This window comes from Konateibacter massiliensis, from assembly GCF_900184995.1.
GTDB classification, from domain to species: Bacteria; Bacillota; Clostridia; order Lachnospirales; family Lachnospiraceae; genus Lachnotalea; species Lachnotalea massiliensis.
On record NZ_LT860099.1, the window covers coordinates 2,083,940 to 2,096,886 of the forward strand.

Here is a 12,947-nt window from a genome sequence, read left to right on the forward strand (position 1 = left end):
ACATGAATAATAAAAATTTTTCAAATTTAGAAGATGAAATTAAAAATATTGTGCAAAATGCAATTAATTCCAAGGACTTTAAAGAACTAAACCAAAACATCGGAGATACCGTCGAAAGTGCTATCTCGGAGGTGCAAAAGGCTCTTGGTTTAAATCGCAGTCAGGGGCAGTCCAAAAGCCGGCGCTCAAACCACTGGCAGGATTCACAGCCCGAATTTAAAGTGAATTTTGATACGGAGGATCCTTATACTCGCCAACGTTCAAACTCCAGACGTTCTTATTCGCAGCAACGCAGAAACCGGAGAACTTTTTATGAGCCTCCTTACAAAGCCCCTACAAAGCAGACCTCTGCCGCTTATCCAAGCAATCCGACCGGCAAGGTGGCTGGCATTCTCTACACGGTATTCGGCTGGATTTTTCTTCCGATTACGGGACTTGCGGTGCTTGTTTTGACATTGCTTGGCGTTTTGCTCCAAAGGATGAATATTTTCGGCTCCATTGCGCTTGGTATTCTGCCTTTATTGCTTATCAGCTTTGCGTTGACGGTCCGGGGTTCAACCCTGCGTGCGCGTCTTCGAAGGTTTTACCGCTACATGGGACTTTTTAAGGAGCAGACCTATTATTCCATCAAGGACTTGGCGTCACAGACGCAGTTGAGTGATAAATTTATTATAAAGGATTTAAGAAAGATGATTTCTCTCGGCATGTTTCCGGAGGGGCATATCGATGCACAAGGAACGTGTATTATGCTGAATCAGCAAAGCTACCGCCAATACACGGAGCTTCTAAAGAGCCAGCAGATGCAGCAGGAGGAGATTACCAAAAAAGCCAGACAGCAGGCAGATGCGCCTAAGGCAGCAACTCCTGTGAATGAGGAATTACACGCGGCAGTGGAAAACGGACGCGCCTGTATCCGTCAGATTAGGAAAGCCAACGATGCCATTCCGGGCGAGGAGATTTCAAGGAAACTTGACAGACTTGAGACCGTAATTGATAAAATTTTTACCCATGTGGAAGAACACCCTGAGCAACTCTCAGAAATCAATAAATTTATGGAGTATTACCTTCCGACCACGCTTAAGCTGGTGACCGCCTATCAGGAATTTGATGTTCAGCCTGTTCAGGGAGAGAATATCCGATCGGCAAAAAATGAGATTGAAACTACCCTAGATACCATTAATCACGCATTTGAGATTTTATTGGACAGCCTTTTTGAGGACGCTGCGCTTGATATTTCCACGGACATATCCGTACTTGAAACCATACTCGCACAAGAGGGGCTGACAAAAAGTAAATTAAAATCAGGAGGAAACTAACATGACAAATGAAACACCAACCTTGACCTTTGAGCCCTTTAAAGAAGAGGAAATTCTTTCTGCACCATCCGAGCTGCAGATGATCGAAAAAGCGGAAGCCTCTGTGCTTGAGGAGACACCTCTGACCCCGGAGGAACAAAAAATGGTGGACAACTTCGTGTCGCAGATTGATTTGACACAATCTAATTTAATTCTCCAGTACGGCGCCGGAACACAAAAAAAGATTGCCGACTTTTCCGAGAGTGCTTTAAACAATGTGCGTACCAAGGATTTGGGTGAAATCGGAGAAATGCTGACCGATGTGGTTTCAGAGCTAAAGAGCTTTGACGCGGAGGAGGAGGAAAAGGGATTCCTTGGCTTTTTTAAGAAAACCTCCAACAAGCTGACGACAATGAAGGCAAAGTATGACAAGGCAGAGCTGAATGTAAATAAAATATGCAAAGTGCTTGAAAATCATCAGATGCAGCTATTAAAAGACGTGGCAATGCTGGATAAGATGTATGAGATTAATAAAAATTACTTTAAGGAATTATCCATGTATATCCTCGCAGGTAAAAAGAAGCTGGCACAGGTGGAGAATTTGGAGCTTCCAAAGCTCGTTGAAACCTCCACAAGAACCGGATTGCCGGAGGACGCACAGGCTGTCAATGACCTGACTGCTGTCTTAAACCGCTTTGAGAAAAAAATTCATGACCTGGAATTGACTCGTATGATTTCCATTCAGATGGCACCGCAGATTCGTCTGGTTCAGGCAAACGACACGGTTATGGCAGAAAAAATCCAGTCTACCATTGTAAACACCATTCCTCTCTGGAAAAGTCAGATGGTTCTTGCCTTGGGTGTGGTACATTCCACACAGGCAGCCAGAGCGCAAAAAGAAGTGACCGATATGACAAATGAACTTCTTAAAAAGAATGCCGCTACCCTTAAACTTGCTACCATAGAGACAGCCAAAGAATCAGAGCGCGGCATTGTTGATATTGAAACTCTCCGCACGACAAACGAATCTCTCATCTCCACTCTTGACGAGGTGCTTCGTATTCAGACTGAAGGCCGTCAAAAGCGAAAAGAGGCGGAGATTGAATTAAACCGTATTGAAAATGAGTTAAAAGCGAAACTCTTAAGTATGAGAGGACAGTAACTCAGAAAACTCTAATTTTTCAAAAGGTTGAATCGAAATATGATTTTTATTCGGGTTGGCGAAAACAAATGTCTTATCCACATAATCTACATAATTTTGCAGCTTATCGTTGGTGGCACTGATAATCGCCTGAAATCCCATTTTACGGATTAGCTCTACACAACTTCCTACCTTTTCTCCGTCCATTTTGGAGAAGGCTTCGTCCAAAACGACAAGCCGCAGGGTAGGATTTCGTCTGGAGCTTTCTTTTGTATTAATCTTATATACCTGTGCAAAGCTCGCCAGCAGTGCAATATAGAGTGGGTTTTGTCCCTCTCCTCCTGAGTTCTTGGAAAGCATTTTGCTCAGTCTCATCGGAGGCATTCCGTCGATAAGCTGTTCCATATCAAAAGAAAGATAGGTTCGGTAATCTGCATATTTTTCCATGTTGTAGCGCGCTTCTTCCAGCTCCTTTGTGTCACTGTTTTCCGGCGGCATAAAAACTTCAATCAGCTCATTAATAAGCTCTGCATAGTTTTCCGAATGTCCCTTTGAAAATAAATCCATCTGGTTTTCCATATGATCGGATAACTGCGTCGGATTGACTTCCAAATTCTCATCCATGAACATGTTGTAGAACTTTCCGTCCTCTCCCTTGTTCTTCGTGATAATAAATCGGTACTTCTCTTTTCCGAAGTCCGAATTAGCAAGAATACGGTTTAGCTCCTCCTTCTGCTGCATCGCTTCCTTGATGGAGTCTCTTATCTTGTAGATAAAATCGGTCTTAAAGTGGTGGATGGCAATATTCGCCTGCTCTGCCGCCTTCCCGGTAAACTCCGAAAGCTTATCACTTTGAAGCATTTCCAACAACTGCTCATAGTCCTTATTCTCTCTTCCTGTTGTTGTAAAGCCTCGGAAAGAATATTCTCTTTGATAGCCCTCTCTGACCTTAATCAGCTTCTCGTATTCGACATTCATAGCCGTATCGCAGGTAAGCTTCTTATTAATCAGCCAGTTTTTCAGACGTTCCGGACGCTCACCGGATTTCTGTCTGATTAGCTCTTGGAAGTTCTCCTCCATCGCAGCGTCAAACACAAAACCCTTCTCCTTGGAGACAATTTCTCCGTTTAGCATCGTAAGCTCTTCCTTGAAATCGTGGAGCGCTCTTGTTTTCATTCTCTGCTCGTTGATAAACTGTTCCTTTTGGGCAGTTTTCTTTCGCAAATCATCCTCCAAGGTCTGCTTCTCATCCTTCCAAGTCTGGATATCCCTTGTCTTTAAATCGTTTATTTTTATTTCCAGCGATTCCTTTTCCACAAGTCTTGCCTGAATTTTTCTCATATCTTCCAAATATTTCTCATAGATTGGAAGTTCCTCCTGCAACGCTTCAAAGGAGAGAATTTCCCGATACTGCCTTACGCTTTCCTCAAAAGGAAGCTTTTCCTCCACCAGCTTAGCAAGGCGGCTCTCAAGACGCTTTCTTCTCTGCTCAATTGCATTTTTTCCAATGTAGGTAAATTCCGTATAATTCTTCGGGTTCATATGCTGGAGCTTATAGTTGTGGTAAAGTAGGCAATCCTTTGTCACAGCGCTTTTATTCTGTCTCAACTGCTCTGTTTTTCCACATCGGATCACGCTTCCCATCAAGAAATCCACAAAAGCCTTGGCATAATCTACACTGCTGTCTACAACCTCAGCCAAAGCCCCTTCCAGAACAGGCTTTGAAGCCTTCAACACCCGGTCTGAATCGATGACAGACACCTTATAATATTTTTTCTCATCCATCGAATGATAAATCTCAATGGCGGTCTTTGTATACTGCGGCGGCGCAATGAGGGACAGTTTATGATTTCCCATATAGCCCTCCACAGCATTTTGCCACTCACTATCTGTTATTTGAAGCAAGTCTGCAAGTACATAAATGTCTGCCTCCACGCCACAGCGCGCCTGCAATTCCTTTTGTATGTAATCCTTTGCTTCCATCAGATAAGAAGGATATGCCTTGTCGCCCGCCTTTAGCTGTCCGATTTCCGCTTTCAGTTCTCTTACTTCTTTTTCCAGTAAGCTTTTCTGCTCCTCGGCTGACCTTTGTTCCTCCAAAAGCTGTTCTCTTGCTGACCGAATATTTTCCTTTATCCGCTTAATGCCTGATGTATCCATATGATAACTTAAAAAGCTCTCAATCTGGAGCTTCGTATCCTCCGGTATCAAATCCGTTTCCAGCCACTTTTGAAGCCCATTTCCGATTTTATCGTATTTCGTCTTGCTCTCATATAAAAATTCCATAAGCTGGTTTAGAGAATTAAGCTCCGATTCCAAATGGGTATAGCCGCTGTTTTCAATCGCAATCATAACCGTGTCACGCTGCTTTTGAAGTGCCTCGACCTCTCCTGCAAGCGTCTCGATTCTTCCTGTCAGTCCTTCCAAATCTCCCTGATACGCCGTCTGCTTCTGGGAAATCTCCTTCATTCTTTGCTCTATTGTATAGATATCCAGCTTGTCAATGTTATACTGAAACTGAGTCGACTGCCGAAACAGCTTCTGAAACTGGCCGTATTGCTCCCGTACATCCTCAAGCAGTGTGATTTCCTGTTTGGTGTCCTCAAGCCTTCGTCTCAATCGTACATATTGGATGACACTGTCCTGCATATCCTCTATATGGATATTTTTCTCCATACAGATATAATTTTTCACAAAGTCCTCCAGCTTCATATTCATTCGAAACGGAATCGCTTTTTTAAACAGAGACGGAAATTTCTTTTCATCTAAGCCGCCTAGATATGTTTCATACAGCTTCGCTCTGAATTTCTCGTTTGTTCTGCTGTAATCCCACTGCTCCTTGTCATAGCGGTTTCCAAGCCAGTCTTTTAACTCCCTGATTGACATCGTTCTGTCATTTAAACGGTAGCGGTTTGTGAGCAGCCGCCCTTTATGCCAGAAAAACATACGGTCTGCATCGTTGGACGTCACATCAACGTCAAACACGACACCGATGCATTGATACTCTTCTTTTTCCACATTTTCAAATTCCAATACAATAGTCGTGGAAAAATTCTGATTTCGTAGGTAGCCTGCTTCGTCATTCTCCTGAACAACCTTCATTCCCCTCAAATACTCCATCAGGGTACGATCGGAATCGTCCTTTGCCGCCTTATTAAAAAATCCTCTTCCGTTCGTATCCACATACAGTAAGAGCTGCAGCGCATCCAGCACCGTTGATTTTCCGCTGCCTGAATGTCCGGTAAAAAAGTTAATTCCGCTGCTGAAGGACAATACTTTTTCATTAATATAGTGCCAGTTGTTCAGACACATTCTCGTCATCGCCTGAAATGCTGTCATCTTCCTCTTCCTCACTTTCCTCATATTGTGTAATGATATTTCTGACTTCCTCCGCACTTATGAGAAGATTGACAGACGGGTAAACAATAAGCTTTGTCTCCGGGCTTATCTCTCCGTCAAAATCAAGCAAATCGATAATCTGGTATTTTCGAAGCACCGCAATTGTCTTTTTCACCTCAGTAATCGGAAGTGCCTTGTTGTCCCATAGGCGAAACAGATTAATTTTGTCATAAATCTCATGCAATGCCGTATAGACATGCACAGAATTTGAGACGCTGTTCATCTTTTCCTCGAAAGTCAGTTTTAAGAGCAATACAAAGATGGTCGTAAGCTTACTTAGCTTCTCACCGATCAAGTGACCGCTTCTAAGTGCAATCACGCCATACTGCCTGTTTTCAACAACCTCAATATCCGCAACTTTAAAATATTCCATGAGAAATTCCAGATGCTTTTCGCATATGCGGTATTCCTTGTTATACTGGTATCTTGCCGTTTTTTTATCATATTTTCGCTCCAGAACAAAGGTCTGGGACTGCAAAAGCTTGATTGCCTTTGTCAGCTCCTCCTGCTCATCCTCCGGCAGTTCTCTATAATATGGTATCATTCTTCTCCTCCGTCTCCGCTTTTCTCTCAAAGGTTAGTCTAGGATAACTGAATTTTTCATTTTGAATCAATTCATACTCATCTCTTCGCACGGAATAAGGGCTTTTCTTTCGAATACTGTGATCATAGGCAAGTATGAGCAGCTCGAATTCCTCCTGTGTCTGAACAGACTGTTCATTCGTCGTGTACTCTCCCGCTTCCATTTTATCGAGTATAAAGTGCTCAATCTCTTTCTTGCTGTAACGGTTTTTGTTTCGGTTCAGCCTCAAAATTTCCTCTGCGGTCAAATCCTTTTCCTGATTCGCTTCACCCTCAATTGTATCTTCAAAGTTCTTTCTCGGACCGCGTTTTTGATACATGGCGTCCTTCGATAAAACGGTAAAATCATTGATTAAAATTGCATCACCAAGCTTATTTAAAATCTTATCCTTTCGCCTTTCGTTCATCATGCCGAGCAGCTTTACGACATTACCCTTCACGTTGTCATCGTTGTTCAGCATATATTCCAAACGTCTTACTGTGGCGCGGACGTATTTGCTGTGCTCTGAGTCGATATGGGCAATTCTCCGCTCCATATTGGCGATACCGCGCTCCACATGGTCGAGAATATCAAACAGCTCGTTGTCTGTTTCCTCCTCCGCCTTGCCGCCAAGCAGAAGCTTTTTCTTAAGCAGTGCCTGCCGCTCCTCATCCTCTCTGATTTTATTTAAGAGGGTCTTAATGTCATTTTTATAGATATAAAAATTATCTCCCGTTTTTAAAAGGGCATATTTCTTATTCACAATATTGTTGACATAACCGTTTAAATGCTCCTGCAGCAATTCTTCGTAGCTCTCCTGCTTTAACAATGTCTCAAAAAACTTATCCATATTATGAAGCATGTCCTGCAACGCACGGTTCAGCCTTGCCGTGTTCACCATCGCAGCACGAAGAAGCTCCATTCCTGCCTTATTGTCATAATAGAAGGAATAAAGGTTCGTGTACACATTCTGAATATACAAATCGGTCTCATCTGCCTCGGGGTTATCAAGCTTTTGAAAAGTCTCAATAAAAATAGAAGCGTAATCGGGAATGACTACGTTTGTCTTAAACGCCTTATAGTCCTCAATTTTTCGAAGCCAGCCAAACTTGACCAGCTTTGTAAAAATCCTTGTTGCAACCGGCTCCGACTTATCTGTATCCTCCTCCGTATCATCGGCAGAAATATCTACCAGACGGTTGGAAAAACAATCTGCCAGAAGCTGTACACATGTCTCCTTGCTAAGAAAATAGTCATTATACAAATATTCCTCATAGATGAGCAAAAGAGATTCGATATAGATATATCGGTTTCTCGACTTAAACAAACTAAAGAATTGTTCGGGTATATTATAAATTCCTTTCACGTCTACCTCCAAGCCTAACGATTTCCCTGATAGTCACTGTCTGCCGGAAAACCGCCCTTTAGCTTCTGCATTCCCCTCTGAAGCGCGTCTTTTGAATTTTTCCAGTCAGCGTCGGCATTCCGGTAATCATATTTATCCACAAGCCATGAAATATCCTCCTCCAGCCGCTTCATATTCTGAAGCATAAGCGGAAATACAAGATTTGTATACTCTTCCAACTCCTTGTCCTTTAACTTTTCGGAGGCAAGTCCCGTCACTTCCCCAAAATGATGCATGCAAAAACCTTTCGAATCCTTTATCAGCTCCTTAAACTCCGGTGTGCTTTTAAACAGATGAAAAAAGGTATCCAAATATCTTTCATAGGTGTTGTTGATATAATCACAGACAAAGCAAGTCTTCTCCTTCTCTGCTATCCATGAAGCAATTTTATCCGTACCTGCATTCTCTTTATCCTTTTTTAATTTGGAAAATAGGGAGGATTTCCCTGCCGTATACCCTTCAAGCTGCTTTTGAAGCTCCTGACTCTGCTTTCTAAAATGCGTCTTTATGATCAGAGCATTTCCGAGGGAGTTGCCGTAATGGTACATCTTCTTAAAATGATCCCTGCAAAAACCCATCTCGTCAGTCTGCTCTCTGATATCACTCTCCATATACGAAGAAGAGGAGCCCAGCGTAAAGTCCAAGGCTCCCTGTTCTAACTGTCTTTCTATATAGCAGAAAGGACATTCTGTTTCTGCCCTAAATGCTTCCATAAGAGGTATGGTATATAATTTTTCTTTCATCTAAGATTCCAGCCTTTTCTAGTTTTACAATATAACTATTATAACAAACCATTAACGTACTGGCTAGTCTCGGTATATTTTTTCTGCATTTTACGCCACTGCATTTGCATTTATCTCTTCAATAACCTTCCGTATTCCCAGCCATACATTCATATCTGTAAATATTTCTACTACGCTTCCTCTATCTGTAAACGGAGATTCCTGTAGTACCGAAAAATCTTTCATCATTCCATTATGAACAATATACTCAACAATTTGGTTCACAAAGTAAATTTGTGTAGAATCAAGATTCATTTCCAATAGGAACTCAGAAAATGCTTCTTTTGCAGCCTTCATATCAAGTCCTACAATTTCTCTTACAAATTCACCTAGCGGTTTTTGTCCATATTCCTGCTCATAATCATCTCTTGTTCCAACTTCTTTCCACAATATTTTCTCAAGTGAGGCAATATCTTGCGATGAAAGTGGTTTATTGGTCTTTAGCTTAGCAATTACAATATTATCCTGATGTTGACGCACGTAAAATTCTGCTTTCGCTTTATAATTCTTCAATTCATCACTTTCTAATTCAGCTTCCTTCCATTCTTGCGATAATATATCATCCGCAAAATGTGTCGTATATTTTATTATTCCACTCTTTGGAATATACTTCATAAGATTTCTCAATTTTTCTCTTACATGTTCAAATTCATTAATTCCTGCACGTTCTATGTAATCCGTATGAAGAATCTGATGAATCAATTCTGACTGAATTTGTATTTCAGGTATGTTCGCCACGCTAGAAATCGCACTTACCCGCTTCATTAAGTCACTTCTTGCCTTAGAATATTTCTTTCCTGCCAAGTAGGCAAGTTCAATTCCATACATTAGTGCATCAAATCGAACAGCACTTGCCTCATCTGAATCTGGTAAAATAAGAGGTGCCACTTCTTCTCTTACTAACAATGAATCTTCATAGGTTAATGTATTATAATTACTTTCATTTGAATATAAATCTACATATTTTAAATGCTGTTTTACTGCAAAATTTTCTCTATTTAGTTCCAATACCTTTTCGGACATTAATTTTACTAAATTCTTACGGTAAGCAATTAATCTATCTGTTTGATAATTTATGTCCTGCAGTTTGTATGCAATTTGAAATTCCAAGTTAAATATTGCACCTTGTAGTGCCATCATATTTGCAGTTGGTTTTCCATTACTAACTCTAAAAAATTCAAAATTTCCACAGAAGTCAAAAATATAAAATTTATTTTTATCTTCTCCATCTAATAAACCTGGACATAAACGCGTTCCTCGCCCTATCATCTGCCAGAATTTTGCCTTGCTCATAACCTTTTTAAAAAAGACTAAATTTAAAACTTCCGGAACATCAATTCCTGTATCCAGCATATCCACAGAAATAGCTATCTGAGGCATTTTTTTCGGATCAGAAAATTCATCTATCGCACTTTGCGCATAAGTCATGTAGTTGTCAATTACTTTTGCAAAGGATTGCCCATTTTTAGACAGGTTCGGATATTCTTTATTAAATACATCAAGAATTTTTTCTGCATGTTCATGATTCTTTGCAAAAATAATCGTTTTTCCAAGCGTTTCTCCATAATTAATTTTATTTCCATCTGTCATCAAAATATGCAACACTTGCTTTATCGTATCTTCATTAAATATCCAAGTATTTAGAGCAGCTGAATTAATTCTCTCAGGTAATTCTCCGTTTTCATCTTCAAAGGTTTCCTCATATTCTTCCTTATCTTCTTCTGATAATTCATCATACACAATTCCCTGATCAATAAATTTCATCTTTGTTTCGACCGATAAAAAATCTACCAGATACCCGTCCTTAACTGCCTGTGCTAACTCATATCCGTAGGTTGGCACCCCCTTTTCCAATTCAAATATCTGATACGTATTCTTATCGATATCTTCTTTAGGCGTAGCAGTAAGACCCACCAAAGGTGCGTCAAAATAAGTAAAAATATCCTTATATTTATTGTAGATGGAACGATGCGCTTCATCACAAACCAACAGATCAAAATGACCACATGTGAAAAGTTTTCCATCATCGCCTTTTATTTCATCGATACAATTCATCATCGTTTGATAGGTTGAAAATACACAATGAGCATTGTAATTATCTTTCTCTTCACAAAGATTTGTTACGGATAAATCGGGCATCAGATTTACAAAATTTCTTTTTGCCTGTGTCACAAGGGAATTTCTATCAGCTAAAAATAAAATATTTTTAATCCAGCCTGCATCCAATAGTACTTTACACAATGCAATTATAGTTCTTGTTTTACCGGAACCCGTAGCCATCACCAGCAACGCTTTTCTACGATTTTTATCGTCAAACTGGTCACATACGGCTTTAATCGCACCCTCCTGATAATATCGCCCTGCAATATCCTTATCGACCATAATGTTCTTAAGGCTTGTACGCATAGTCTGAAGATTAAAAAGCTTCTCTAAATCACGTTTGGAATAAATAACAGCTACTTTTCTCTCCGGATGCTGGTTATCTATCATTCTTGTTTCAAATCCATTAGTTAAAAACACTACCGGTCTTCTGTGATATTGTTTTTCGAGTAAATCTGCATATAGCTTTGCCTGCTGTCGCCCTTTTACCACATCTACACAGGTTCGTTTTGCTTCAATTACCGCCAGTGGCCTATGTGCATCATCGTATAATACATAATCCGCAAATCCCACCTCTGATTTGTTTGGCATACCTGACAATGCTACTTCATTAATCCAGTCTTTTCCTTCCGTCCATCCTGCATCTTTTAACATAGAATCAATGTAAATTTTACGAGTTTTATATTCAGATAAATCTAAAGGTTTTGGAACATAAGTCTGCTGCTGTTCTTCTCGTCTTTGTGTAAGCTGCTCTTTTAATGCCTTATTCTCGGCAATTAAGATTTTCAAATCTATATCTGTAGCAACTGGTTCTGTAGCAACATCCACTTTATTATTTTCTAAGAGTTCTAAATTAAAGGCTTTCTCTGTGTAATCATCCGCATAACAATAAGCCACATAATCTAAGAAGATATAAAGATTTTGCAGGCAAAGCACCGCTTCATCTTTTGTTATTTTTCTTCCATTATGTGCGGCACGATTTCCAATTCTGCGAATCAAATCCATTCGTTTCCACAAATCACCATCTACCAAGTCATGAAAGTCTTCTGTACTCATCAGACTGGCTAAAGTATCTTGATATGGCATTTCTAGGGACTTGTCCACAGAATACATCCATTTAATTGCAAATTCCATAGCCCGACGGCAATTAATGATACAAGACTCCGCATCTATTTGGATGACTTTCTCAGCTACAATTGCCACATCTGCAAAACTATTAAATTTTGGTTCTTGTTTTAAATAATCAAAGTTTGTCATCTGTACCTCCCCTTTTGTATTAAGTGATTTCTGAACTTCAAATCAGGCTTAGTATTTAATCTTCTATCTTCCCTGATATATAAGTATCCAATATAAACTGCGGGTTTTCATAATAAAAACTACCATTATAATCATCTATCAATTCACAAATAAAGGAATTATATACTTCAAATAGAGCTTCCATAACTGCTATGTTTTTGGTTTCTGCAACCCCTATGATTAAGCGTTTGTATACCTTTCCTATGTCCCAATGTGTCGGAATAGCATAATTACATTCCTTTACATTATCAAATGTTTCATATGAAATTCCTGTCTCATCAATAAACTCTTTGGCAACCTGTTCTATATTGTAGCTATGGTAAATATCTGCTAAATCATATATTTTTTCAATTTTTTCTTTACCGAGTTTTTGCACTACAAGATTTCTTTTATTTTTAGTCTTTCTAGCTATATAATCAATTATACTGCATACAAAAAACAAATCATTTACTTTCTTATCTTCCGATTATCTGATACCTCCCGACAGTCTCGATATTTTAAGCATTTGATGCCTTCTTCTGTACAGAAATTAATCTGATGTGTTGGATATTTAAACTTTGCCATTACCCAAAATTGTTCTCTTGAGATAATTTCATCCATATAGTCTGAAATAAAATTATAAATCTGATCATTTGCCATTGCCCCTATAACAATATCGTAATTATATTCTTTTCCATGTCTACACTCCACAATAAAGTCAAGCCATTCCTCTGACGTTTCTTTAAATTCTAATATTTTTAGCGAACTGTCTATTTGTACTTCATATATATTTACCATTGGGGTATTGTATCTTTTGGCCACCTCTCGGCTTGTTCTTTCATAAGGGTGCAATAAAATCCATTTCCGAAATCTTTGGTGTATTGTCCCTCTTTAATATATGGCTCTTTTACTACAGTATAACTACCTTGATATACTACCATTTTTGACATGTATTCTTTCCTCATTTCCCTAATATTGTCTTTCCCAA

General features: G+C 39.6%; 8 protein-coding genes and 1 pseudogene. 2 read left to right on the forward strand and 7 right to left on the reverse strand.

The window, feature by feature from the left end:
- Positions 1-2 precede the first annotated feature (2 nt).
- Both CTY48_RS15305 and CTY48_RS15310 read left to right on the forward strand, forming a co-directional pair.
- Positions 3-1,316 (forward strand): 5-bromo-4-chloroindolyl phosphate hydrolysis family protein, encoded by a 1,314-nt coding sequence (locus tag CTY48_RS15305; protein ID WP_099469328.1) that lies wholly within the window; start codon positions 3-5, stop codon positions 1,314-1,316.
- Between the two features lies 1 nt (position 1,317).
- Positions 1,318-2,457 carry a toxic anion resistance protein gene (locus tag CTY48_RS15310; protein WP_099469329.1) on the forward strand — a complete coding sequence of 380 codons (1,140 nt, stop codon included), beginning with the start codon at positions 1,318-1,320 and terminating at the stop codon, positions 2,455-2,457.
- Here the strand turns inward: CTY48_RS15310 and CTY48_RS15315 are convergent.
- From CTY48_RS15315 to CTY48_RS15345, 7 genes and pseudogenes are all read right to left on the reverse strand, one after another.
- A complete protein-coding gene (locus CTY48_RS15315) occupies positions 2,437-5,775 on the reverse strand; it encodes an ATP-binding protein (protein WP_180272749.1) in 3,339 nt (1,112 codons plus the stop codon). The two genes, CTY48_RS15310 and CTY48_RS15315, sit on opposite strands and share 21 nt — an antisense overlap.
- Positions 5,720-6,379 (reverse strand): DUF4194 domain-containing protein, encoded by a 660-nt coding sequence (locus CTY48_RS15320; protein WP_099469331.1) that lies wholly within the window; start codon positions 6,377-6,379, stop codon positions 5,720-5,722. Before CTY48_RS15320 ends, CTY48_RS15315 begins: the two co-directional genes overlap by 56 nt.
- Positions 6,363-7,763 (reverse strand): Wadjet anti-phage system protein JetA family protein, encoded by a 1,401-nt coding sequence (locus tag CTY48_RS15325; RefSeq protein ID WP_099469332.1) that lies wholly within the window; start codon positions 7,761-7,763, stop codon positions 6,363-6,365. Before CTY48_RS15325 ends, CTY48_RS15320 begins: the two co-directional genes overlap by 17 nt.
- 14 nt (positions 7,764-7,777) lie before the next feature.
- On the reverse strand, positions 7,778-8,545 hold the full coding sequence (locus tag CTY48_RS15330; protein ID WP_099469333.1) for a DUF6062 family protein: 768 nt from the start codon (positions 8,543-8,545) through the stop codon (positions 7,778-7,780).
- Positions 8,546-8,635: 90 nt separating this feature from the next.
- Positions 8,636-11,941: a DEAD/DEAH box helicase family protein gene (locus CTY48_RS15335; RefSeq protein ID WP_099469334.1), complete on the reverse strand. Its 3,306-nt coding sequence runs from the start codon at positions 11,939-11,941 to the stop codon at positions 8,636-8,638.
- A gap of 55 nt (positions 11,942-11,996) precedes the next feature.
- Complete coding sequence (locus CTY48_RS15340; RefSeq protein WP_099469335.1) at positions 11,997-12,422, reverse strand: hypothetical protein; 426 nt, start codon at positions 12,420-12,422, stop codon at positions 11,997-11,999.
- A gap of 5 nt (positions 12,423-12,427) precedes the next feature.
- A pseudogene (locus CTY48_RS15345) lies at positions 12,428-12,924 on the reverse strand (DUF3990 domain-containing protein).
- Between the last annotated feature and the right edge of the window lie 23 nt (positions 12,925-12,947).

Bases quoted from the DNA above. Each gene is read 5' to 3' on its own strand.
- CTY48_RS15315 (WP_180272749.1), bottom strand. From the start codon at position 5,775: ATGACAGCATTTCAGGCGATGACGAGAATGTGTCTGAACAACTGGCAC.
- CTY48_RS15305 (WP_099469328.1), top strand. From the start codon at position 3: ATGAATAATAAAAATTTTTCAAATTTAGAAGATGAAATTAAAAATATT.
- CTY48_RS15330 (WP_099469333.1), bottom strand. From the start codon at position 8,545: ATGAAAGAAAAATTATATACCATACCTCTTATGGAAGCATTTAGGGCA.
- CTY48_RS15310 (WP_099469329.1), top strand. From the start codon at position 1,318: ATGACAAATGAAACACCAACCTTGACCTTTGAGCCCTTTAAAGAAGAG.
- CTY48_RS15320 (WP_099469331.1), bottom strand. From the start codon at position 6,379: ATGATACCATATTATAGAGAACTGCCGGAGGATGAGCAGGAGGAGCTG.
- CTY48_RS15335 (WP_099469334.1), bottom strand. From the start codon at position 11,941: ATGACAAACTTTGATTATTTAAAACAAGAACCAAAATTTAATAGTTTT.